This window comes from Leminorella grimontii, assembly GCF_039789245.1.
GTDB lineage: Bacteria > Pseudomonadota > Gammaproteobacteria > Enterobacterales > Enterobacteriaceae > Leminorella > Leminorella grimontii.
Genome location: NZ_CP146357.1, coordinates 1,309,553 through 1,330,915, shown reverse-complemented (window position 1 = coordinate 1,330,915; position 21,363 = coordinate 1,309,553). Strand labels below are relative to the sequence as shown.

Genomic DNA, 21,363 nt, shown 5'->3' with positions numbered 1-21,363 from the left:
GTTGAAACCATATAGTTGTTTACTTTCTCTTTGAGTGCAATCACCGATAAAAAATAAGGCGACCTCTCGGTCGCCTTAAGTTCAGCGCTTAATCAGGCCTTAGCCCAAAATCTTCGCCAGCTCTTCGCTAACTTCAGACACTTTACGCGTGCCGTTGAGCTTCACGTACTGGGTGTTGCCGTTTTTGGCTTCGGCGCTGTAGTATTCCACCAGCGGCTTGGTCAGCGTGTGGTATTCAACCAGGCGCGCACGCACGGTATCTTCCTGGTCGTCTTTACGCGTCGTCAGCTCTTCGCCGGTGACGTCGTCTTTGCCTTCTACCTTCGGCGGATTAAAGGTTACGTGATAAACGCGACCGGACGGCGCGTGTACGCGGCGGCCTACGATGCGTTCAACGATAACTTCATCAGGTACGTCGAATTCCAGCACGTAGTCAACCTGAATGCCCGCTTCCTTCATGGCGTCCGCCTGAGGAATGGTGCGAGGGAAACCGTCCAGCAGGAAGCCGTTTTTGCAGTCCGGCTGTGCAATACGCTCTTTGACTAACGCAATAACCAGCTCGTCGGTCACCAGCTTGCCAGCATCCATCAGCGATTTCGCCTGTTGCCCCAGTTCGGAACCGGACTTAACCGCCGCACGCAGCATGTCACCCGTGGAAATTTGCGGGATACCGTACTTCGCCATGATAAACTGAGCCTGTGTGCCTTTACCGGCGCCGGGAGCGCCAAGCAGAATGATACGCATTGCGTAAATCCCCTAGAAATTTTGCTTTTTGTATGTCAATGAAAGAAAACCTGTGAACCTTATCACTCAATGCGTTAATGCTCAAGTGGGAGATGGCTCAAGGCCTGTGTCGGCAGGGATAGTTCGCCCCGCGAATAAACTCCAACGTCGCCGATGGTGCAAACCAACGCATCGATTACTTAGACAATATTTGCAGACGCTATTTGTTAATTTAACAAAACCGACAACGACTTATCTTTTAACGCTATCTCAAAATATATAAAAACCGGGAGAAGCTCCCCTCTCCCGGCTTAGACCTATCTCAAACGGCTTACTTAATCAGCAGCTTGTTCATGCGGCGGATAAACTGGTTAGGGTCTTCCAACCCGCCTTTTTCCGCCAAAAGCGCCTGATCGAGCAGCAGCTCAATCCACTCGGCGAACTCGGCTTCGTCATTCACGTTAGACGCCAGCTTGACCAGCGCGTGGTCCGGGTTGAGTTCGAAGACGTATTTGATCTCCGGCATCTTTTGCCCGGCCGCAGCAAACAGTTTGGCCATCTGCGTCGTCATTTCGTCCGCATCGGTGGTCACCACAGCCGGAGTGTCCGTCAAACGGTGGGTCAGGCGAACCTCTTTGATTCGTTCGCCCAGCAGCGTTTTCACTCGCTCAACGAACGGCTCAAGGGCTTTATCCGCTTCTTTTTGCTCATCGCTGTCGGCGTCCGCCAGTTTGTCCAGTGACTCGTCCGCCTTGCTGACGGACTGGAAGGCCTTACCGTCAAACTCGGTCAGGTAGCTCATCATCCACTCGTCGATGCGGTCTGACAGTAGCAGAACCTCAATGCCCTTCTTGCGGAACAGCTCCAACAGCGGGCTGTTTTTAGCAGCGGCATAGCTGTCGGCGGTAATGAAGTAAATCTTCTCCTGACCTTCCTGCATGCGGCTAACGTACTCTTCCAAAGACACCGTCTGCGCGTCGCTGTCGCTATGCGTTGAGGCAAAGCGCAGAAGCTTGGCGATCGTTTCGCGGTTGGCGCCGTCTTCCGCCGGCCCCTCCTTCATCACCAGGCCGAATTCGCGCCAGAAGTCCTGATACTTTTCGGCGTCGTCCTTAGCCAGCTTCTCCAGCATTTGCAGCACGCGCTTGGTGCAGGCGCTGCGCAGGCTTTGCGTGATGCGGTTATCCTGCAAAATCTCGCGAGAAACGTTGAGCGGCAGGTCGTTGGAATCAATCAGGCCGCGAACAAAACGCAGGTAGTTGGGCATGAACTGCTCGGCGTCGTCCATGATAAAGACGCGCTGCACGTAGAGCTTCAGGCCGTGCTTGTGGTCGCGGTTCCACAGATCCCACGGCGCGCGGGCGGGAACGTAAAGCAGGCTGGTGTATTCTTGCTTGCCCTCAACGCGGTTGTGGCTCCAGGCCAGCGGATCGCTGAAGTCGTGGGAAACGTGCTTATAAAACTCTTTGTACTCGTCTTCGCTGACGTCGGCCTTGTTGCGGGTCCACAGGGCCTGTGCCTTGTTAATCTTCTCCCAGCTCTCGACCGGCTCTTCGCCCTCTTTCTCTTCGGTTACTAAAATTTCAACCGGCAGCGCGATATGGTCGGAGTATTTGCTGATAACGGAGCGCACGCGCCAATCGTCGAGGAATTCGTCCTCGCCGTCGCGCAGGTGCAGCGTAATTTCGGTACCGCGACCGGGCTTGTTGATATCGGCGATGGTGTACTCTCCTTCGCCGGCGGACTCCCAAAATACGCCTTCGTCGGCGCTAGCGCCCGCCGCGCGGGTGCGCACGGTGACCTTATCGGCCACGATGAAGGCAGAATAAAAGCCGACGCCGAACTGGCCGATGAGCTGGCTGTCTTTCGCCTGATCGCTGCCGAGAGACTCTAAAAACGCCTTGGTGCCGGATTTAGCGATGGTGCCGAGGTTATCAATCACCTCGTCGCGCGTCATGCCGATACCGTTATCGCTAAGCGTCAGCGTACGCTTTTCTTTATCAAACGAAACGCGAACGCGCAGCTCGCCGTCCCCTTCGTAGAGATCGGCGTTAGACAGAGCGCGAAAGCGCAGCTTGTCCGCCGCGTCGGACGCGTTGGAAATCAGTTCGCGCAGAAAGATCTCTTTATTGGAATACAGGGAATGAATCATTAGGTGCAGAAGCTGCTTCACCTCAGACTGAAAACCGCGGGTTTCTTGGCCTTTCATACTCATCGCTTACCTCAGTGTGTCGATTTATTCGGGCGGAATACGCTACGCGCCCTTTACGTCAATAGGGAATGGTAAACAGATGGGGATAGAGGGATACAATTTCAAGCGTTAGAAATAAAAAAGGCACCTGAATCAGGCACCTTCATATAAAAAATCAGGTAAACGCGCGATCAGATCCTTATCTGCTGCCGCCCCGCCAGAGAATGAGAGAGCGTCGTACCGTCGACCATTTCCAGCTCGCCGCCGACCGGAACGCCGTGGGCGATGCGGCTGGCCATCACGCCGTAAGAGGCGCACATTTCGGCGATAAAGTTAGCCGTCGCGTCGCCTTCTACCGTCGGGTTGGTGGCGAGAATAACCTCGCGGATAGTCTCGTTCGCCAGGCGCTCTTCCAGGCGGTCCAGGCCGATGTCGTTCGGCCCGATGCCGTCCAGCGGGGACAGATGCCCCATCAGAACGAAGTATCGGCCGGCGAACTGGCCGGTTTGCTCAATCGCATGAATGTCCGCCGGGCTTTCCACCACGCATATCTGACCGCTGCTTTGACGGCGCTGGTTGCTACAGATGGTGCACACGTCCTCTTCGGTGAAGGTGCGGCAGTCGCGGCAGTGGCCCACCTCCGACATGGCGCGCGTCAGCGCCTGCGCCAGACGCATTCCGCCGCTGCGATCGCGCTGCAGCAGTTGAAACGCCATGCGCTGCGCGGACTTAGGCCCTACGCCGGGCAAGCAGCGCAGCGCCTCCATCAGAGATTCAAGCAGAGGACTGGTTTGCATCAGAACGGCATCTTAAAGCCAGGAGGCAGTTGCATACCGCCGGACACCTGCGCCATTTTTTCTTTCTGCGTTTCTTCAATGCGGCGAGCCGCGTCGTTAAAGGCTGCTGCGATCAGGTCTTCCAGCATCTCTTTATCGTCTTCCAGCAGGCTGGGGTCAATCTCTACCCGGCGGCAGTTGTGCGCGCCGTTGATCGTCACCTTAACCATGCCGGCCCCGGACTCGCCGGTGACTTCCATTTTCGCAACCTCTTCCTGCATCTTCTGCATTTTTTCCTGCATCTGCTGAGCTTGCTTCATTAAGTTGCCAAGTCCACCTTTACCAAACATGTTCGTCTCTCTCTTTGCTAAGGGATTATAGTTACGTTAAACCAAACTCTGCCTCAGACGGGCCGGATGCTGTCTTCATCCAGCTCGGCGTCAAAATAGCGGCAAAGCGTTTGAATATGGCCGTCTTCGATAATAGACGTCTTGGCCTGCGCCAGCTTCTCTTCGTAGATTGCCTGACGGCACTCGAGAGGCGTCTTTATCGAACGATCGTCGTCTTCGACGATCGTCAGGGTAATGGCATGCCCTGCCCGCTGGCTCATCGCTTCGGCCAATGCCTGCTGGGCCGATGCCGAATTGAGATGCCGCTGCCCCGGTCTTAAATGCAGACAGACTTCACTTTCTGACACCTGCTGTTTAAAAGCGTTCAGCGCCAGCTGCTGCACCAGTTTCGGCAGCGTAAGTTCCGCAACCTCCGCCGCCCAGGCGTCGCGCGTCAGGGACTCTTCCACCAGCTTCGCGGCCAGTTCGGGCGTTTTTTCGTGCTCAAGCGCGGAGCGCAGCGCCTTTGGCGTAGCCACCTGCTGGCTTACGGCCTCAAAGTCGTGCTGGGCCTTCCAGCGATAGCTCTCTTTTTTTCCTTCAGGCTTGGACGACTTCACCGATCGCGTCGGAGATTCGCCCTTATTCTCTGTTGCTGCCGCCAGACGTTCGAGCACAGAGGATGCCGGCTTCACTCCCGCAGGCGTGGCCGGCTTACTCTTTTTTGTTTCGCTGCTCTCCTGCTGACGCCGCAGCTGGCTGCGCGCCTGAAGCATCTGGGCCGTCGCCGGCGGCAGATTGGCCGCGCCGTCGTTTCCGACCGGCGCCTCACGAGGCGGCGGCTCTATTGGCCTTGGGTTTACGTAGGCCTCAGGAGCCGGCGCTGGCGGGCGTTCGTCGACAAAGTGCGCTGGCGCCGCTCTATGCGGCTGCGGCGCCGATGAAGCGTGATTGACTGGCGCAGCGCCGCTTACGGGAGGCGCAGAAATAGAGGTCGGAACCGGCTGAGGAACGGCTTCGGCCAGCGTACCGACGCTTTTCGGATGAAACGCCAGCGCGCGCAGCAGCGTCATTTCTACGCCCATGCGGCCATCCGGCGCGTAGGGCAGTTCCTTTCTGCCGACCAGCAGGGTTTGGTAATAAAGCTGTAAATCCTGCGGCGCTATCTGCCTGGCCAGCTCGCGCATGCGCGGCTCGTTATGCTTTAGCGGATCGAGCGCTGAGGGCAGCAGTTGAACCATAGCGATTTGATGCAGCAGCGCCAGCGTCTCTACCAGCAGGCTTTCCCAGTCGATGCCTTTAGCCGCTATCTGATTGACCTGAGCCATCAGGGCTTCGCCGTTGGCATGCACCAGCGCTTCAATCAGAGAAAGCGTGTATTCTTCATCCAACGTCCCGAGCATCGCGCTGACCGATTCGGTCTCCACTCGGCCATCGCCCATGGCGATAGCCTGATCGGTCAGGCTTAGCGCGTCGCGCATACTGCCCTGGGCCGCTCGAGCCAACAGGCTCAGCGCCTTCGGCTCCGATGGGATTTTTTCTTCCTGCAGGACCTTCTCTAACTGCCCCTTAATCTGCTCAACGTCCAGCGCCTTCAGATGAAACTGCAGGCAGCGGGAAAGGATCGTGACGGGCAGCTTTTGCGGATCGGTAGTCGCCAGCAGAAACTTAACGTGTTCGGGCGGCTCTTCCAGCGTTTTCAACAGCGCGTTAAAGCTGTGGCGGGAGAGCATGTGAACTTCGTCGATAAGATAAACCTTAAAGCGGCCCCTGGCCGGCGCGTACTGCACGTTGTCCAGCAGTTCGCGGGTATCTTCGACCTTAGTTCGGGAAGCGGCGTCGATCTCCAGCAGGTCGACGAATCGCCCTTCTTCAATTTCGCGGCAGTTGGCGCACTTGCCGCAGGGGGTCGCCGTCACGCCGCTTTCGCAGTTTAGCCCCTTCGCCAGCAGGCGGGCGATCGAGGTCTTCCCCACGCCGCGCGTGCCGGAAAAAAGATATGCGTGATGAATTCGCCCGAGCGAGAGGCCGTTGGCGATGGCGGTCAGGACGTGCTCCTGACCGACAACGTCTGCAAAGCTTTGAGGGCGCCACTTACGCGCCAGAACTTGATAGCTCATCGATATAAGGCAAAGTCAGTTAACACGGTTAGACGCATCTTACCACAGGCCGCCTTTGAACGACGACCTTTGTCGTCAATTAGCGACCGTGGATCAGTGACCGTCAAAAGAGACCAGGCTATAGCACTCGATGTCCAAAGAGGCCAAACGCTCGCGCCCGCCCAGTTCAGGAAGCTCGATAACAAATGCCGCATCGTGAACGATGCCGCCAAGGCGTCGAATCAGCTTGGCCGTCGCTTCAATCGTACCGCCGGTAGCCAACAGGTCGTCAATCACCAGCACCTTTTCGTTAGGCTTAATGCTGTCGGCGTGAATTTCCAGCACGTCGGTGCCGTATTCCAAAGCATAGGTTTCGCTCAGCGTTTCACGCGGCAGCTTTCCTTTTTTGCGTACCGGAACAAAGCCCACGCCCAGCGCTAACGCTACCGGCGCGCCAAACAAAAAGCCGCGCGCTTCAGTGCCGACGACCTTAGCGATGCCTTTATCTTTAAAACGCTCGACGATAAGCCGAATAGTCGCAGAAAAGGCGGCCGGATCCTCCAACAGCGTAGTGATATCGCGAAACAGGATCCCCGCCTTGGGGTAGTCGGGGATAGTGACAATGCTGTCCTTAATTAATTGATGCTGTTCAATTGTCGTCATAAATTCAGTGTCCGTGTACTCATTAACCGCAGGCTTCGGGTAGCCGTTTATTAATCACACGCGGTTACCAACGAAAAACGCTCAAATCTATGCAAAGGCGCAGGGAAATGCAACCGCTAGTTATCACAATTGATAAATTATTCCGGAGGGATCCCGCCGTCGTTCTCCGACGCCGCGGCCTGCTGCTTTTTCACATCCACAACCGGCAGGCGCAGCATGAACGTTAGCAAAACGACGAGGATCGCCATCAAAAGTACGCGCACCCACAGCATTGAAACCAGCCACAGAGAAACGGCGAACGTACAGATAATCAGCAAAATCGCCTTGCTTTTTGCGCCGGGCGGCAGACCGCGGTAGGTTTGCCAGTGCCTAAGATAGGGACCGAACCAGGAACGATACAGCAGCCAATCGTGAAAACGCGGGGAAGAGCGGGCAAAGCACCAGGCGGCCAGCAGTAAAAACGGCGTAGTCGGCAGTATCGGCAACAGCACGCCAAGCGCGGCAAGGCCGATAGATAGCCATCCAAGACAGAGAAGAAAAAGCTTATACATAGCGCCGCATCGTCGTTAACCGCAGTCCTTAAATCATATATCCGATCGCGTATCTGAATTATATGCAAACTACGCACATCATGATGCCTAGCGTAATCAAAAACCAAGGCCCATACCAGTAAATGATTCTCAATCCGCCCGTAAAAATATCCGCCCTTTCTCCATCCTTGCCGTCTGGGATATGATAACCGATACCTTTATCACTCGCCTTGGCCGGAGCCTCATGAATACCGGAGCCCTATTACAGACGCTGCAAAAACAGGTTCATCAGCTGGCGGCCGCCGTTGCCGCCGCGCCGGCCGCCGCCGTTCTACAGCCTCGCTTTGATGATCGCTTGTTTAATACCCGCGATACTCGCTTAAGCCACTGTCTGGCGGAAGTGGAGAACAATCTTGCCCTACTCACTCAGGCCGCGGAAAAGCGCGCGCTGCAGCAGGTCGCCTTTCTTGCCGAACGTATCGTAGACCAAATTAGCGCCCTGCAAAGAGAGCTGGCGACGCTGCCCGTTCGCGAGCGAAACGCCTTTAACGTCAAGGTAGAACAGGATATCTACCAAACGCTGGCGCGCCATCAGGACTATGAGCGCAGGCTAGTTGCCATGCGGCGCGATAAGGAAAGCCTGCTGGGTAGGCAAACCACCCTCGCAGCCCAGCAGCAGATCCAGAAGGAGCTTGCCGCGCTGGAAGGTCGCCTGATGCGATGCAGACAGGCGCTGACCAAGATAGAAAGACAAATAGCCCAGCGTGAGAACGGCGGATAGCCCGTGCCGTTTACGCGGCATAATTTACATTTTGTTACATCTTGATGCATGAAACAGACAACTCGAAACATCATTGCCCAATAATGACGGAGCACCCTCAATAAAAGGAGTTATATGATGAATCTGAAATATCTGCTGCCCTCGTTGGCCATGCTGTCCGCTTCGGCCTTCGCCGTCTCTCCCGTACCGCTTCACGTTAACGTGACAACCGAACTGGCGTCGCCGGTCATCTTAGAAAATAGCAAAGAGAACAACTATCTGAAGGTGTCCCTTACCGGATATACGCGGGATGCCTCCAAACGCACGCCAATCAATCTGGCGCTGGTGATTGATCGTTCAACCTCCATGAGCGGCGACAGGATAGAAAAAGCCCGAGAAGCGGCCATTCTGGCCGTCAACATGCTGCAGGATGACGACATCATTTCTATCATCGCCTACGATAATGACGCTCACGTACTTATCCCTGCCACCAAGGCCACCGATAAAAAGAAGCTTATCCAGATAATCAACGATAAGGTCACGCCTCAAGGATGGACCGCGCTGTTCGCCGGAGTGAGCAAGGGAATAAAGGAGGTCAACAAGAACCTGAAGAAGGATCAGGTTAACCGTATTATTCTACTGTCCGACGGGCAGGCCAACGTCGGCCCCAGCTCAACCAAAGAGCTGGCCGATCTGGGCGTTGTCGCTGCCAAACAGGGTATCGCCGTCACGACCATTGGCCTGGGCACCAGCTACAACGAAGACCTGATGGCCGCGCTGGCAAGCTACAGCGACGGCAACCACGCGTACGTGGAGAAATCCTCCGATCTGGAAGCGGCCTTTATTAAAGAATTTAAAGACGTCATGTCCGTCGTCGCGCAGGAAGTGACCGTCACTATTCGCCTGCAGGAAGGCGTCAAGCCTCTGCGCCTGCTGGGCCGCGAAGGCGACATCACCGGCAATCAGGTCACCGTCAAGCTCAATCAGCTTTACTCCAACCAGGAAAAGTACGTTCTGCTGGAGCTTGAGCCCCCCAAAGGCAAAGAGAATGAGAAAAAGCCGGTCGCTGACGTCTCCGTCACCTACGACAACCTGCAAACCAAGCAGAAAGATAGCGTTAACAACCGCGTCGATATCGCTTACAGTAAGTCTGAGAAGGCCGTAAAGGCGGCGATGCAGGAAGAGATCGTCGTTGACTCCGCCATTCAGAAGGCCAATCTGGAAAACGAGCGCGCCATCAAGCTGCTAGACGCAGGTAAGAAGGACGAGGCCAACCAGATCCTGCAAAGCAACGCCGCCAGCATGGGCGCGCTGTACGACTCCGTCAGCAGCCCGGCGGCCAAAAGCAAAGCGCTGACCAATCAGGAAGACAACAAGCGTCTGGTAACCGAACTTGAAAGCAAAGGCGAAGCGGCCTCGCGCAAGAGCCTGAAGGAAAGCACCTACAAGACGCAAAAACAGCAGTCGAAGTAGCGTTGAGCGAACGACGGGCTTAGCTGGCCCGTCGTTTTACGCGTGGAGAAGGAATGAAAGCCAAACGCCCTTTTTATTTGTTTATCTTTATCACCCTGCTGCTGACGGTACTTATCGGCGGCGTTGGCTTTCGTACGCTCAATCAGGAACAAACCGTCAGCGCCTATCAGGCCGAGCAGCTGGCCAGAAGCCGCGTCGCGCAGACTGAGGGCTTCATCCTGCAGCAGTTGGACCACAAGCAGGTTCGTCTAAGCGCGATGCTGGCCTATTTGAGCCAAGATCCCGATGCGCTTCGCGCGCTGATAGCCCAAGACAGCGACATCGAGGCGATTTTTATACTCAAAAACGGCAGGCTGGCCTTTCCTGACGTTCATTCACCCATCAGCCAAAAAGAGTCTCGCTTTATTGAATCCCTGACGCCGGTGCTTCAGGACCCATCGCAGCTCATCGGCAAACAGCACCGCTCAGACGATAAAACACCGGACGCAGGCTGGTACCTGATGCAGGAAAACGGCCATCCGCTGCTGCTCTACTGGCAAAAAAACGCAGATGAGACGATTGGCATCAAGCTCAGCTACGCCAAGCTGCTGGCAGACGTTATCGCCAACGTTGACTTTAACTATGCGCCGGACGGATTCACGCTATCCGACAGCGGCCAGCTGTTATACCAATACGCCCCCAGCGGAGAGCTAAACCGGCAGACGCAGCCAACCTATAGTCAGGCGCTCCCCTTCCCCCTGCATAACTGGAAGATAGACTACTACGCCGCGGCGGAAGACCGTTCCGGGCTGTTTTATGCGGGATTGGCCCTCATCGCTTTTATCGTGGTGACCGTCATCGCCGTGGCGTTTCTTCTGTATCGCGAATTTAACCGAGCAACGCTGCTTGCTCGCCAGCAGGTCAGCTTCGTCGGGCAGGTTTCCCATGAGCTGAAGACGCCGTTGACCAACATTACGCTCTACGCAGAGATGCTTAAGGAAATCGCACAGGAAGAAGAGAGTCCGCACGTCCATTACGTTGACGTCATCGTCAGCGAAAGTCGGCGGCTCTCCCGGCTAATTCAAAACGTGCTGACCTTTACTAAAGCGCCCAAGCTCAACCGACAGGAAGTCGACGTCAATCGTCTGCTGGAGCAGGTTAAAGAAATTTTCACGCCGGTCTTTGACGCTAAAGGCATTGCGCTGCATCTGTACGCTGAAGGCGACATCCGCGTTTACAGCGACGTCGACCGGATAACTCAAATTATCAGCAACCTGCTCAGCAACGCCGAAAAATATGCCGCCAGCGGCAAGCGCGTTGAGCTTCGCGTAAGGCAGGACGATGAATACGTTTACCTGTGCGTCAGGGACTATGGCAACGGCCTGCCGGAGCGGGAGCTTAAGGCTATTTTCCAGCCGTTTTATCGCGTGAAGTCCACCATTACAGAGGGCGTAAGCGGTACGGGGATCGGTTTGACCATCGCCCGGCAGCTGGCTGAAAGCCTGTCCGGCACGCTTGGGGCAGAAAATCTGGATGCGGGCATGGCGTTTATACTTACCCTGCCGCGCCGCGGCACGGAGGCATAGCGTGAAAATACTTATTGCAGAAGACGACCTTCACATTCGCAACGGCCTGAAAGACATGCTGTGTCGAGAAGGCTACGACGTACTTACGGCTGAAAACGGCAAAGTCGCGCTGGAGTTATACCGAAACGAGCGGCCGGACTTCGTCATTTTGGACATCATGATGCCGGAAATGGACGGCTACTCGGTGTGTAAGGCCATCAGGGAGCTGGATGAACACACGCCGGTCGTCTTTTTATCAGCCAAAGGAGAAGAGATAGATAAGGTGCTGGGCCTTGAGCTGGGCGCCGACGACTACATCAATAAGCCCTTTGGCATTCACGAAGTCCGGGCAAGGATAAAAACCATCGCCCGCCGCTGCCTGAGGGCAAAGCGCTTCGCACCGGACATCCCCTTTCTCTTTGGCGATTTGGAGGTGTTTCCTTCCGAGCTGTGCGCCAGGCGGCAAAGCCAAACGATCGAGCTTTCTCTAAGAGACATCAAGCTTCTTACCTACCTGTACCAGCATAAAAACCAGGCGGTCGGGCGAGACGCGCTAATTGACTGCGCCTGGGGCTGCGACCACATGCCCAATAGCAGAACGCTGGATCAGCACATATCGCGGCTGCGTAAGCTCATTGAGCCTGACCCAGCAGCTCCAACGCTGATCAGAACCGTTCACGGCTCCGGCTATCGCTATCAGGAGTAACGCTCGCCCTTGAGATCGGTTAATATGCCCTTCTGTCCGCAATTTGAGATATACCGATGAACCCATCGCCCACACCGCTGGAGCAGGCGCCGGAAGAAGTGAAGCTGGCCGTTGATCTGATTTACCTGCTGGAAACGCACGATATCGCGCCGGCTACCGTGCTGGCGGCGCTGAAGATCGTGGAAAAAGACTTTCAGGACAAGCTTAAGGCCGGCAAATAATCCAAAAGCGTCGCCTACAGAACGGGTCGACGGAAGCGAGCGAGCAGGACACCCGCCGTAAACAGCACGTAGGTTAAAAAGGCCATTAGCGCTAAAAGCGTCGGCTCATAGAAAAAGGCATGGCGCCAGAAAAACGGCAGCAGAGCAGCTTCGATCGCCTCCTGCTTCAACGAGCCGAAAAACCCGACCGAAAGCCCATAAATCACGGCGCTATAGCCAATAAACGCCGCAAACGGGCCGTAGCAAAGCCAGCGGCGTACGGGCAGCGCCGCATGCTTACCGTACAGGCTCCCCATAAAAAGCACGCCCAGGCAAAAAATCACCAGGCAGAACCACTTGGTCAAATCTACCTGCGTATCGCGGCTTAACAAAAGCGTCGCGTCATAGGTCAAATCACGACTAAACCAGCAGCTGGAATCCACCAGCATAGAACACAGGAACGCCAGCGCCTGACTGCACAATGGCAATAACAGCACCAGTACGATAATAATGTGCGCCAGCTGACTAAGCGCCGTTCTGGCGGGAGTCGCGTGATTCATCCATGCTCCTGAACGCCTGGGCTCAGCCGGCGTTAAAACGTCAAGACTTTATCGGCTTCCAATGTCCACTGCGCCAGCTCGACCAGCGTACCTATCTCCACGCCGTCAATCAGAGGAAGCGCGCTTATGCCGCGGGCGTCGGTACAGGTTTTACACAATTTTATCGCCACGCCCTGCGCAGTAAGAATTTCCAACATCTGCTGAAGATGATAGCCCTCATGGGGACGCTGATTGCAAAGCCCGGCGCTGACGGCGTCAGACATTAAAAAGACCTTCAGCTCACACCCGGCGGTCTGTTCTTTTAGCGCAATAGACAGGCGCAGCGCGTTAAACAGCAGTTCACTGCCGTAAGGCGCGCCGTTGGCGATAACTAAAATACGTTGCATTGAGCTACTCCTGGTAATAGGCCAAACGCGATGGCCTCTTATTCTGTCACTACTCGTTTCAGCGCGCTACTTTGTCTTAGAGAATCCAGATAGGCATCGACCAGCCTGGGCGCCTCTTTTTCAAGGCTATAGGCCTGCGGCATGAACAGCCAGCTGCCGATAAGCCCCCAGATATAGGCTCTCATGGAAATAGCGGCCAAGCGCAGGTCCAGCGTATCGGACAATTGTCCACATTCAACGCATTCCGCAAGCGCCCTTTCAATCTTCTCTTCGTTTTGTAAATAAAGGGATTGATGTATTTGTTGTAGCGAAATAAGTTCGCCAACAAACTCGCACTTATGGAATAATATTCCCAGTAAAATTTTACGACGAGCGTCGGTTTCCGTGAGCTGCAAAACGTAGATTAACGTTTGCCGCAGCGCCTGCATTGGGTTTGAAGAAAACTCATTTCTATATCGCAGGGCTACGTCATCAATGCTAGACTCTACCTGAGCCCACATCGCCGTGAAAATATCGACTTTATTCTTGAAATGCCAATAGATCGCACCGCGCGTGACGCCAGCAGCCAGAGCGATATCATTAAGAGACGTGCTGGTGACCCCCTTGCGGGAAAACTCCTGCATGGCGGCATCAAGGATGTGCTGTCGGGTCTCCAATGACTGCTGTTTTGTATTGCGGCTCATTATTTTATGCTTTTGTGCGGTGTGGTTTTGCCATGTCTTACATACATACATGAATGTTTGTATTATAGCACGCTGAAATATTTATCCTAACTATGTGGTTACCCAAGCATACTTGCCTATATTTACGGTAACTGATATTGAAAATTTGAGGTTAATCTATGAGTAAATACAGAGGACTGAAGCCTCTGGCAGCAGCGCTAATGCTCTCAAGCAGTCTGGCGCTCGTGGGATGCGATAACCAGTCGGGAGATGGCGCTCAGAGGGCTGCACCTAAAGTTGAGGTTGTGACTATCGCATCGCAGCCCGTCAATATCACTACTGAACTTCCAGGACGCACAGCGGCGTACCGCATTGCTGAAGTCCGCCCGCAGGTAAGCGGAATCATCCTGAAGCGTCAGTTTACCGAAGGCAGCATGATCGAAGAGAACCAGTCTCTGTATCAAATCGATCCGGCAACTTATCAGGCAACCTACGACAGCGCAGCGGCCGATTTAGCCAAGGCGCAGGCGCAGGCCAATATTGATAACCTGACGGTTAAACGCTACAAGCCGCTGGTCGGCACCAACTTTATCAGCCGTCAGGATTACGACACTGCCGTAGCCAAAGCCCGTCAGAGCGACGCGGCCGTACTGGCGGCGAAAGCCGCGCTGGACACCGCTCGCATCAATCTCGAATACACCAAGGTGATGTCGCCGATTAAGGGACGCATCGGTAAATCCAACGTGACGGAAGGCGCGCTGGTCAACGCGAACCAGACGACTGCGCTGGCGACCGTTCAGCAGCTTGACCCGATTTACGTTGACGTTACACAGTCCAGCAATGACTACATGGCGCTGGAAAGAGAGCTCGCCAACGGCACTCTGACGAAGGATAAAGGCGCTAAGGCTCAGGTCAGCCTGGTCTTTGACGACGGCACCGTTTACGAACTTCCGGGCAAGCTGGAATTCGAAGACGTCACGGTTGACGAAACGACCGGTTCAATCACTATGCGCGCGGTTTTCCCTAACCCGAAAAACCAGATCCTGCCGGGCATGTTCGTTCGCGCCAAGGTTGAACAGGGCCTTCGCCCCGACGCTATCCTGGTTCCTCAGCAGGGCGTAACCCGCAACCAACGCGGTGAAGCGACGGTGCTGGTGGTAAATAAGGATAACAAGGTCGAGCAGAAAGTCATTACTACCGGCCAATCCGTCGGCAGCAACTGGCTGGTCACCGGCGGGCTCGATCGGGGAGAAAAAGTGATCGTTACCGGTCTGCAGAAGATTCGAGTAGGGGTAGAGGTCAGCGCATCGGAGTTTTCCGATAAGCCAAATACAGGCGAAGCTCCTAAAGGCGACGCTAAGCCCGAAGCGAAGTAATAATTCATATTGAGTGTAGCAGATGGCCAAATTTTTTATCGATCGCCCAATATTTGCTTGGGTAATCTCCATAATCATCATGCTGGTGGGCCTGCTGGCGATCATACAGTTGCCGATCGCCCAGTATCCGACCATCGCCCCTCCGGCGGTGTCGGTCTCCGCCAACTATCCAGGCGCTGACGCCCAAACGGTACAGGATACCGTGACTCAGGTTATCGAACAGAACATGAACGGTATCGATAACCTGATGTACATGTCCTCAACCAGCGACTCGTCCGGCAGCGCTACCATTACTCTGACTTTCGAAGCCGGTACCGATCCGGACATCGCGCAGGTTCAGGTGCAAAACAAGCTTCAGCTTGCGATGCCCCTGCTGCCGCAGGAAGTACAGCAAATGGGTATCAGCGTTGAAAAGGCCAGCAGCAGCTTCCTGATGGTCGCCGGTTTTATTTCTAAATCCGGCGATATGACTCAGGAAGACATCTCTGACTACGTAGGTTCAAACGTCAAAGATACCGTCAGTCGGACCTCCGGCGTAGGTGACGTTCAGCTGTTCGGTTCTCAGTACGCCATGCGCGTCTGGCTGGATCCCAACAAGCTCAACAGCTACTCGCTGACGCCGATTGACGTCAACAACGCCATCAAGATCCAGAATAACCAGATCGCCGCAGGCCAGTTAGGCGGTACGCCGCCGGTCAAAGGCCAGCAGTTGAACTCCTCCATCATCGTTCAAACGCGCCTGACGTCGCCTGAAGAGTTCGGCAAGATTTTGCTGAAAATCAATCAGGATGGTTCTCAGGTTCGTCTGAAAGACGTGGCTGAAATCGAGCTGGGCGGGGAAAGCTACAACGTTATCGCACGCTTTAACGGGCAGCCGGCTTCCGGTCTGGGCATTAAGCTCGCTACCGGCGCAAACGCGTTGGATACCGCTAACGCGGTAAAAAGCGAACTGGCCAACATGTCGAAGTATTTCCCGGCTGGGATGGAAGTTGTTTACCCTTACGACACGACGCCGTTCGTTAAGATCTCTATCAACGAGGTGGTAAAAACGCTGGTTGAGGCCATCCTGCTGGTGTTCCTGGTTATGTACCTGTTCTTACAGAACCTGCGCGCCACTCTGATCCCAACCATCGCCGTACCGGTCGTTCTGCTAGGTACCTTCGCCATATTGTCGGCCTTCGGCTACTCGATAAACACCCTGACGATGTTCGCCATGGTGCTCGCGATAGGCCTGCTGGTGGACGACGCCATCGTGGTGGTGGAAAACGTCGAGCGGATCATGGCGGAAGAAGGCCTGCCGCCGAAGGAAGCAACCCGTAAGTCGATGGGGCAAATTCAGGGCGCATTGGTCGGTATCGCCATGGTGCTGTCCGCCGTATTTATCCCTATGGCCTTTATGGGCGGTTCAACCGGCGCGATTTATCGCCAGTTCTCCATCACCATCGTATCCGCCATGGTGCTGTCCGTACTGGTGGCGATGATCCTGACGCCTGCGCTGTGCGCCACTATTCTTAAGCCGGTTGAGAAAGGCCACCATGAGGTCAAAACGGGCTTCTTTGGCTGGTTCAACAACCTGTTTGAGAAGAACACGCACCACTATACCAACAGCGTCGCTAACATCCTGCGCAGCACCGGTCGCTATATTCTTATCTATCTGGTTCTGTGTATCGGCCTGGTCTTCATGTTTATGCGCCTGCCCTCCTCTTTCCTTCCGGATGAGGACCAGGGCGTATTCATGAACCTCGTCCAGCTGCCGCAGGGCGCGACTCAGGAAAGAACGCAAAAGGTGCTCGATCAGGTGACCCACTACTACCTGAATGAAGAGAAGCACAACGTTGAATCCGTGTTCACCGTTAACGGCTTCAGCTTCAGCGGTCAGGGGCAAAACGCCGGCTTGGCCTTCGTCAGCCTTAAAGACTGGAGCGAGCGCGAAGGCGACGAGAACAAGGTCGGCGCCATCGTTGAACGTGCATCGCGATCTTTTGCAAAAATTCAGGACGGTATCGCTCTTGCGTTTAACCTGCCGCCTATCGTTGAACTGGGTACGGCAACCGGCTTTGACTTCCAGCTTATCGATCAGGGCGGTTTAGGCCACGACAGGCTGACTCAGGCGCGTAACGAACTGCTGGGCAAGGTTGCCGAACATCCTGACCTGCTGGTTAAGGTGCGTCCAAACGGCATGGAAGATACGCCACAGTTCAAACTGACCGTTGACCATGAAAAAGCGCAGGCGCTGGGCGTATCCATCAGCGATATTAACCAGACGCTGTCTACCGCACTGGGCGGCACCTACGTGAACGACTTTATCGATCGCGGCCGCGTCAAAAAGGTTTACGTGCAGGCGCAGGCGCCGTACCGCATGATGCCGAAAGACATCAACAACTGGTACGTTCGCGGCGCTAACGGCCAAATGGTGCCGATGTCCGCCTTCTCCAGCGCTCACTGGGAGTTCGGTTCTCCGCGTCTGGAACGCTATAACGGCCTGCCATCTATGGAAATCCTGGGCGAAGCTGCGCCGGGCAAGAGTAGCGGCGACGCCATGAAGATGATGGAGCAACTGGCTTCGGAGTTACCGGACGGCATCGGTTACGACTGGACGGGGACATCCTATCAGGAACGGCTGGCGGGCTCTCAAGCCCCTACGCTGCTCGCAATTTCAATGATCGTGGTGTTCCTGTGTCTGGCCGCACTGTATGAGAGCTGGTCAATTCCCTTCTCGGTCATGCTGGTCGTTCCTCTGGGGATCATCGGCGCAGTGCTGTTTACCTCCGTGCGCGGGCTGGAAAACGACGTGTACTTTATCGTAGGCCTGTTGACCACGATTGGGCTGTCGGCGAAGAACGCGATACTTATCGTTGAATTCGCCAAAGACCTGATGGACAAAGAGGGCAAAGGCCTTGTTGAAGCGACGTTGGAAGCGGTTCGAATGCGTTTGCGCCCAATCCTGATGACCTCGCTGGCCTTTATGCTCGGGGTTCTGCCGCTGGCGATCAGCAGCGGCGCCGGCTCCGGCGCACAGAACGCCGTAGGTACCGGGGTTCTGGGTGGGATGGTCAGTGCGACAGTTCTGGCGCTCTTCTTCGTGCCGGTGTTCTTCGTCGTCGTTCGCCGCCGCTTCAGCAAGCGTGGTGAAGACATCGAGCATTCACATGCGGTGAATACTGAACACAGCGCTTAACGATAAGACCGTTTAGCAAACAACAACAGGGCCGCAATGCGGCCCTGATTTTTTGGTATTCCATCAGCCGGAGGATTACTATTAGTCAATACCCTCATCTGCAAACGGACAAGACTTATGAAGAACTTTTCCGACCTTTCCGAACGCGAAATTCTGGCGCTCGCTATCTCACTCGAAGAAGAAGACAACAAAATCTACCGCGAATTTGCTGAGGGGCTGCGGGAAACCTATCCCGATTCCGCCAGAATTTTTTCTCTGATGGCGCAGGAAGAGGACGGCCATCGTCACCGGCTGCTCAAGCTTTATAAGGAGACGTTCGGCGACCACATTCCCCTCATCCGCCGTCAGGACGTTAAGGGCTTCGTCGAACGAAAAGCCATCTGGCTTAGCCGCCCGCTGAGCATCGATAAAGTGCGCAGGCAGTCAGAAGTGATGGAAATGGAAACCCAGCGCTTTTACGCTCAGGCGGCACAAAGAGCGACCAGCGTACAGATACGCCAGCTTCTGGGCGATTTAGCCGCCGAAGAGTTTCGCCATCAGCAGCGAGCCGAACAGCTCGAACAACAGATCGTCAGCCCTTCAGTCAAGGAAAAGGAAGAGAACACCGGGCGGCGCCTGTTCGTGCTGCAAATTGTCCAACCCTCGCTGGCAGGTCTGATGGACGGCTCGGTTTCTACGCTTGCCCCGGTATTTGCCGCCGCGCTGGCGACAAAGGACAGCTGGCAGGCCTTTCTCGTCGGGTTGGCCGCTTCGATAGGCGCAGGGATATCGATGGCCTTTGCCGAAGCGGTTTCGGACAACGGCTCGCTAACCGGACGCGGCAACCCGTGGCTTCGCGGCGCCTCCTGCGGCGTAATGACCACGCTGGGCGGGCTTGGCCACACGCTGCCCTTTCTTATCAGCGACTTCTGGACGGCAATGACGGTTTCCGCCATCGTGGTGCTCGCCGAGCTGGCCGCCATCTCCTGGATCCGCAATAGGTATATGGACACGCCCCTCTTACAGGCGGCATTTCAGGTCGTGGTAGGAGGCCTGCTGGTATTCGCTACCGGCCTGTTTATCGGCAGCGCCTAACCGTTTTTAATCACTGTGGAAATATCGAGCGTCGCTCACTTAACGTAAGAGCCCAGCACTTTTAGAATCACGTCGAGGTCGGCTTCGCGCTTGCTTACGTCGTCTTCATGAACGATATGCTCAAGCAGATGCCCCTTTATGACTTCGTGCATCAGGCCGTTGACCGCGCCGCGAATTGCGGCAATTTGCTGGAGCACGTCCGCGCATTCGTGCGGTTCATCCAGCATCTTTTTTAATGCGGCCGACTGCCCCTCAATTCGGCTGATTCTAGCCTTCAGCTTTTGTTTATCGCGTACCGTATGCGGCATGTCCACCTCTTTAATCGTTAAGACTCGTACTGTTATATCACCTCGGTATACTAGGGGGTAGTATTTATATACCCTAGGGGAGTATAATTCGACAACAATACACTTTCCGATGCGCAATCATGAGCGACTTTACCACCCTGCTACAGCAGGGAAACGCCTGGTTTTTTATCCCCAGCGCCATCCTGCTCGGCGCGCTGCACGGCCTTGAACCGGGCCACTCCAAAACGATGATGGCGGCGTTTATTATCGCCGTTAAAGGCACCGTCAAACAGGCCGTTATGTTAGGCCTTGCCGCCACCCTGTCCCATACGGCGATCGTTTGGCTGATCGCCTTCGGCGGCATGTACGTGAGCCAGAAGTTTACCGCGCAGTCCGTTGAGCCCTGGCTTCAGATGCTGTCCGCCGTTGTTATTCTGGGTACCGCAGGGTGGATGTTCTGGCGCACCTGGCGCGGGGAGAGGGCCTGGTATGCTGCCGCTGAGCATGAGCATGAGCATGATGAATCAAAAATTATAGAAACGGACCGAGGTCAACTCGAACTGTCTATTTTTGAGCTGTCGCAGCCCCCGCACTTCAGAATCCACCAGAGCGGAGAAGCAAAAAGCGCAGCGAGTGAAATTGAGCTCACGCTGTGGCGCGAAGACGGTTGTGAAGAAAGCTACCGCTTTATTCAAAAAGACAATTTTCTTGAGTCAGTAGAGGAGATCCCTGAGCCTCATGCGTTTTCCGTTTCGCTTAAAATAAAGCGCGATGGAAATATCACCGAATACCGAACTGATTTCCACGAACATCATCACCATGAGCTTCAAGGGCTGGAAGTCGGCACCAAAGAGTATCAGGACGCGCACGAACGGGCCCACGCCAACGACATCAAGCGGCGCTTTACCGGCACGCAGGTCACCAACGGGCAAATCCTGCTGTTTGGCCTGACGGGTGGGCTTATCCCCTGCCCGGCCGCCGTGACGATCCTGCTTATCTGTATTCAGATTAAGGCGTTAACGCTGGGGGCTACCCTCGTGGTGTCATTCAGCATCGGACTTGCGATTACGCTGGTCGCCGTCGGCGTGGGCGCCGCCGTTAGCGTAAGGCAGGCGGCGAAGCGCTGGAGCGGCTTTAATACGATTGCCCGCCGGGCGCCCTATTTTTCAAGCGCGCTGATTGGCATCGTTGGGGTATATATGGGGATCCACGGCTATCTGGGGCTTATGGGATAAACCGCGAGCCGAAGGTCAAAATGGGTGGGGGCCCTGCCAGCTACATCCCGGCACACGCGACGCCTGCTGCGGCTGCTTCCTTCCGGACCTGACCGAGTTCACAGGTTAGCGTTGCGGGAGAACCAACAGAGCCCCCATTGACGGCCCCGGAGAACCGGAGCGGATGGCATTATCCGGCATGCAGGCCGTAATTGCAAGCCGCCGCCACGCAAGCGCCGCTTTCTTGCCCAAATGCCCCAAGAGCGTCAGAATAGCCGCTATTCATTAGCGCGCATAAGGAACGCCCAGCATGGAGTTTGACGAGCCTTCGTTTCCCGTCCAGGTTTATACCGTCGTCGCCTCTATTCCGGAAGGAAAAGTCACTACTTACGGCAGCATCGCACGCCTGGCGGGCTTTCCTGGCTATGCGCGCCACGTCGGCACGCTGCTGAGTCGGCTACCTAAAGACAGCAGGCTGCCGTGGTTTAGGGTGATTAACTCTCAGGGGAAAATTTCGCTTACCGGGCCGGACTATATTCGTCAGCGGGACGCGCTGCTGGCGGAGGGAATACTGTTTAGCCAAAGCGGACGCGTTAGCTTCAAAAAATACGGCTGGCTGACGGAGCCCTAAG

General features: G+C 55.3%; 21 protein-coding genes and 1 other RNA gene. 10 read left to right on the top strand and 12 right to left on the bottom strand.

Annotated elements, in window-relative coordinates; all coding sequences use genetic code 11:
- Positions 1 to 99: 99 nt before the first annotated feature.
- The 7 genes from adk to V8L73_RS06465 form a co-directional block, all read right to left on the bottom strand.
- Positions 100 to 744: an adenylate kinase gene (adk, locus tag V8L73_RS06495; protein ID WP_347254423.1), complete on the bottom strand. Its 645-nt coding sequence runs from the start codon at positions 742 to 744 to the stop codon at positions 100 to 102.
- 310 nt (positions 745 to 1,054) lie between these two features.
- Positions 1,055 to 2,932: a molecular chaperone HtpG gene (gene htpG, locus V8L73_RS06490; protein ID WP_347254422.1), complete on the bottom strand. Its 1,878-nt coding sequence runs from the start codon at positions 2,930 to 2,932 to the stop codon at positions 1,055 to 1,057.
- A 173-nt stretch (positions 2,933 to 3,105) separates the two neighbouring features.
- Positions 3,106 to 3,711 carry a recombination mediator RecR gene (gene recR / locus V8L73_RS06485; RefSeq protein WP_027275231.1) on the bottom strand — a complete coding sequence of 202 codons (606 nt, stop codon included), beginning with the start codon at positions 3,709 to 3,711 and terminating at the stop codon, positions 3,106 to 3,108.
- Positions 3,711 to 4,040, bottom strand: a complete 330-nt coding sequence (locus V8L73_RS06480; RefSeq protein WP_027275230.1) for a YbaB/EbfC family nucleoid-associated protein — start codon at positions 4,038 to 4,040, stop codon at positions 3,711 to 3,713. The genes recR and V8L73_RS06480 overlap by 1 nt, the downstream gene beginning before the upstream one ends.
- 53 nt (positions 4,041 to 4,093) lie before the next feature.
- On the bottom strand, positions 4,094 to 6,139 hold the full coding sequence (dnaX, locus tag V8L73_RS06475; protein ID WP_261831485.1) for a DNA polymerase III subunit gamma/tau: 2,046 nt from the start codon (positions 6,137 to 6,139) through the stop codon (positions 4,094 to 4,096).
- A 93-nt stretch (positions 6,140 to 6,232) separates the two neighbouring features.
- Positions 6,233 to 6,781, bottom strand: a complete 549-nt coding sequence (gene apt, locus V8L73_RS06470; RefSeq protein ID WP_027275228.1) for an adenine phosphoribosyltransferase — start codon at positions 6,779 to 6,781, stop codon at positions 6,233 to 6,235.
- Positions 6,782 to 6,918: 137 nt separating this feature from the next.
- Entirely contained in the window at positions 6,919 to 7,332 is a 414-nt protein-coding gene (locus V8L73_RS06465; RefSeq protein ID WP_347254421.1) for a DUF454 family protein, read from the bottom strand.
- A 223-nt stretch (positions 7,333 to 7,555) separates the two neighbouring features.
- Between V8L73_RS06465 and priC the strand changes: the two genes are divergently transcribed.
- The 5 genes from priC (at position 7,556) to rsmS (ending at position 12,015) form a co-directional block, all read left to right on the top strand.
- Positions 7,556 to 8,092, top strand: coding sequence for a primosomal replication protein (gene priC / locus V8L73_RS06460; protein WP_261831482.1), 537 nt, complete (start codon positions 7,556 to 7,558; stop codon positions 8,090 to 8,092).
- A gap of 114 nt (positions 8,093 to 8,206) precedes the next feature.
- Entirely contained in the window at positions 8,207 to 9,544 is a 1,338-nt protein-coding gene (locus V8L73_RS06455) for a vWA domain-containing protein (RefSeq protein ID WP_248616908.1), read from the top strand.
- A gap of 53 nt (positions 9,545 to 9,597) precedes the next feature.
- Positions 9,598 to 11,109: a HAMP domain-containing sensor histidine kinase gene (locus V8L73_RS06450; protein WP_347254420.1), complete on the top strand. Its 1,512-nt coding sequence runs from the start codon at positions 9,598 to 9,600 to the stop codon at positions 11,107 to 11,109.
- 1 nt (position 11,110) lies between these two features.
- A complete protein-coding gene (locus V8L73_RS06445; RefSeq protein WP_347254419.1) occupies positions 11,111 to 11,794 on the top strand; it encodes a response regulator transcription factor in 684 nt (227 codons plus the stop codon).
- Between the two features lie 56 nt (positions 11,795 to 11,850).
- The gene (rsmS, locus tag V8L73_RS06440) at positions 11,851 to 12,015 is read left to right on the top strand and encodes a pleiotropic regulatory protein RsmS (protein WP_261831478.1); all 165 of its coding nucleotides are present in this window, start codon (positions 11,851 to 11,853) and stop codon (positions 12,013 to 12,015) included.
- A 14-nt stretch (positions 12,016 to 12,029) separates the two neighbouring features.
- On the opposite strand, the gene V8L73_RS06435 is transcribed toward rsmS, so the two are convergent.
- Genes V8L73_RS06435 through acrR form a run of 3 tightly spaced genes read right to left on the bottom strand, consistent with a single transcriptional unit; the run spans position 12,030 to position 13,623 of the window.
- Positions 12,030 to 12,554 (bottom strand): hypothetical protein, encoded by a 525-nt coding sequence (locus tag V8L73_RS06435; RefSeq protein ID WP_347254418.1) that lies wholly within the window; start codon positions 12,552 to 12,554, stop codon positions 12,030 to 12,032.
- Positions 12,555 to 12,586: 32 nt separating this feature from the next.
- Positions 12,587 to 12,940 carry a DsrE/DsrF/TusD sulfur relay family protein gene (locus tag V8L73_RS06430; RefSeq protein ID WP_027275222.1) on the bottom strand — a complete coding sequence of 118 codons (354 nt, stop codon included), beginning with the start codon at positions 12,938 to 12,940 and terminating at the stop codon, positions 12,587 to 12,589.
- A gap of 38 nt (positions 12,941 to 12,978) precedes the next feature.
- The gene (gene acrR, locus V8L73_RS06425) at positions 12,979 to 13,623 is read right to left on the bottom strand and encodes a multidrug efflux transporter transcriptional repressor AcrR (RefSeq protein ID WP_027275221.1); all 645 of its coding nucleotides are present in this window, start codon (positions 13,621 to 13,623) and stop codon (positions 12,979 to 12,981) included.
- Positions 13,624 to 13,781: 158 nt separating this feature from the next.
- On the opposite strand from acrR, the gene V8L73_RS06420 reads away from it, so the two are divergent.
- The 3 genes from V8L73_RS06420 to mbfA all read left to right on the top strand — a co-directional run bounded on the left by V8L73_RS06420 (position 13,782) and on the right by mbfA (position 19,230).
- A complete protein-coding gene (locus V8L73_RS06420; protein WP_027275220.1) occupies positions 13,782 to 14,978 on the top strand; it encodes an efflux RND transporter periplasmic adaptor subunit in 1,197 nt (398 codons plus the stop codon).
- Positions 14,979 to 15,000: 22 nt separating this feature from the next.
- The gene (locus tag V8L73_RS06415) at positions 15,001 to 18,156 is read left to right on the top strand and encodes an efflux RND transporter permease subunit (RefSeq protein WP_347254417.1); all 3,156 of its coding nucleotides are present in this window, start codon (positions 15,001 to 15,003) and stop codon (positions 18,154 to 18,156) included.
- Between the two features lie 117 nt (positions 18,157 to 18,273).
- Positions 18,274 to 19,230, top strand: a complete 957-nt coding sequence (gene mbfA / locus V8L73_RS06410) for an iron exporter MbfA (protein ID WP_027275218.1) — start codon at positions 18,274 to 18,276, stop codon at positions 19,228 to 19,230.
- Between the two features lie 35 nt (positions 19,231 to 19,265).
- Here the strand turns inward: mbfA and rcnR are convergent, their stop codons facing one another.
- Complete coding sequence (gene rcnR / locus V8L73_RS06405; protein ID WP_027275217.1) at positions 19,266 to 19,538, bottom strand: Ni(II)/Co(II)-binding transcriptional repressor RcnR; 273 nt, start codon at positions 19,536 to 19,538, stop codon at positions 19,266 to 19,268.
- Positions 19,539 to 19,657: 119 nt separating this feature from the next.
- On the opposite strand from rcnR, the gene V8L73_RS06400 reads away from it, so the two are divergent.
- Entirely contained in the window at positions 19,658 to 20,752 is a 1,095-nt protein-coding gene (locus tag V8L73_RS06400) for a nickel/cobalt efflux protein RcnA (protein WP_347254416.1), read from the top strand.
- Positions 20,753 to 20,783: 31 nt separating this feature from the next.
- Here the strand turns inward: V8L73_RS06400 and ffs are convergent.
- An RNA gene (ffs, locus tag V8L73_RS06395) (signal recognition particle sRNA small type) lies at positions 20,784 to 20,880 on the bottom strand.
- A 161-nt stretch (positions 20,881 to 21,041) separates the two neighbouring features.
- On the opposite strand from ffs, the gene V8L73_RS06390 reads away from it, so the two are divergent.
- Positions 21,042 to 21,362 (top strand): MGMT family protein, encoded by a 321-nt coding sequence (locus tag V8L73_RS06390; RefSeq protein WP_027275215.1) that lies wholly within the window; start codon positions 21,042 to 21,044, stop codon positions 21,360 to 21,362.
- Position 21,363: the final 1 nt, after the last annotated feature.

What these genes read in the sequence shown, in the direction of transcription:
- adk (WP_347254423.1), bottom strand. Translation starts at nt 744, where the DNA reads ATGCGTATCATTCTGCTTGGCGCTCCCGGCGCCGGTAAAGGCACACAG.
- htpG (WP_347254422.1), bottom strand. Translation starts at nt 2,932, where the DNA reads ATGAAAGGCCAAGAAACCCGCGGTTTTCAGTCTGAGGTGAAGCAGCTT.
- recR (WP_027275231.1), bottom strand. Translation starts at nt 3,711, where the DNA reads ATGCAAACCAGTCCTCTGCTTGAATCTCTGATGGAGGCGCTGCGCTGC.
- V8L73_RS06480 (WP_027275230.1), bottom strand. Translation starts at nt 4,040, where the DNA reads ATGTTTGGTAAAGGTGGACTTGGCAACTTAATGAAGCAAGCTCAGCAG.
- dnaX (WP_261831485.1), bottom strand. Translation starts at nt 6,139, where the DNA reads ATGAGCTATCAAGTTCTGGCGCGTAAGTGGCGCCCTCAAAGCTTTGCA.
- apt (WP_027275228.1), bottom strand. Translation starts at nt 6,781, where the DNA reads ATGACGACAATTGAACAGCATCAATTAATTAAGGACAGCATTGTCACT.
- V8L73_RS06465 (WP_347254421.1), bottom strand. Translation starts at nt 7,332, where the DNA reads ATGTATAAGCTTTTTCTTCTCTGTCTTGGATGGCTATCTATCGGCCTT.
- priC (WP_261831482.1), top strand. Translation starts at nt 7,556, where the DNA reads ATGAATACCGGAGCCCTATTACAGACGCTGCAAAAACAGGTTCATCAG.
- V8L73_RS06455 (WP_248616908.1), top strand. Translation starts at nt 8,207, where the DNA reads ATGATGAATCTGAAATATCTGCTGCCCTCGTTGGCCATGCTGTCCGCT.
- V8L73_RS06450 (WP_347254420.1), top strand. Translation starts at nt 9,598, where the DNA reads ATGAAAGCCAAACGCCCTTTTTATTTGTTTATCTTTATCACCCTGCTG.
- rsmS (WP_261831478.1), top strand. Translation starts at nt 11,851, where the DNA reads ATGAACCCATCGCCCACACCGCTGGAGCAGGCGCCGGAAGAAGTGAAG.
- V8L73_RS06435 (WP_347254418.1), bottom strand. Translation starts at nt 12,554, where the DNA reads ATGAATCACGCGACTCCCGCCAGAACGGCGCTTAGTCAGCTGGCGCAC.
- V8L73_RS06430 (WP_027275222.1), bottom strand. Translation starts at nt 12,940, where the DNA reads ATGCAACGTATTTTAGTTATCGCCAACGGCGCGCCTTACGGCAGTGAA.
- acrR (WP_027275221.1), bottom strand. Translation starts at nt 13,623, where the DNA reads ATGAGCCGCAATACAAAACAGCAGTCATTGGAGACCCGACAGCACATC.
- V8L73_RS06420 (WP_027275220.1), top strand. Translation starts at nt 13,782, where the DNA reads ATGAGTAAATACAGAGGACTGAAGCCTCTGGCAGCAGCGCTAATGCTC.
- V8L73_RS06415 (WP_347254417.1), top strand. Translation starts at nt 15,001, where the DNA reads ATGGCCAAATTTTTTATCGATCGCCCAATATTTGCTTGGGTAATCTCC.
- mbfA (WP_027275218.1), top strand. Translation starts at nt 18,274, where the DNA reads ATGAAGAACTTTTCCGACCTTTCCGAACGCGAAATTCTGGCGCTCGCT.
- rcnR (WP_027275217.1), bottom strand. Translation starts at nt 19,538, where the DNA reads ATGCCGCATACGGTACGCGATAAACAAAAGCTGAAGGCTAGAATCAGC.
- V8L73_RS06400 (WP_347254416.1), top strand. Translation starts at nt 19,658, where the DNA reads ATGAGCGACTTTACCACCCTGCTACAGCAGGGAAACGCCTGGTTTTTT.
- V8L73_RS06390 (WP_027275215.1), top strand. Translation starts at nt 21,042, where the DNA reads ATGGAGTTTGACGAGCCTTCGTTTCCCGTCCAGGTTTATACCGTCGTC.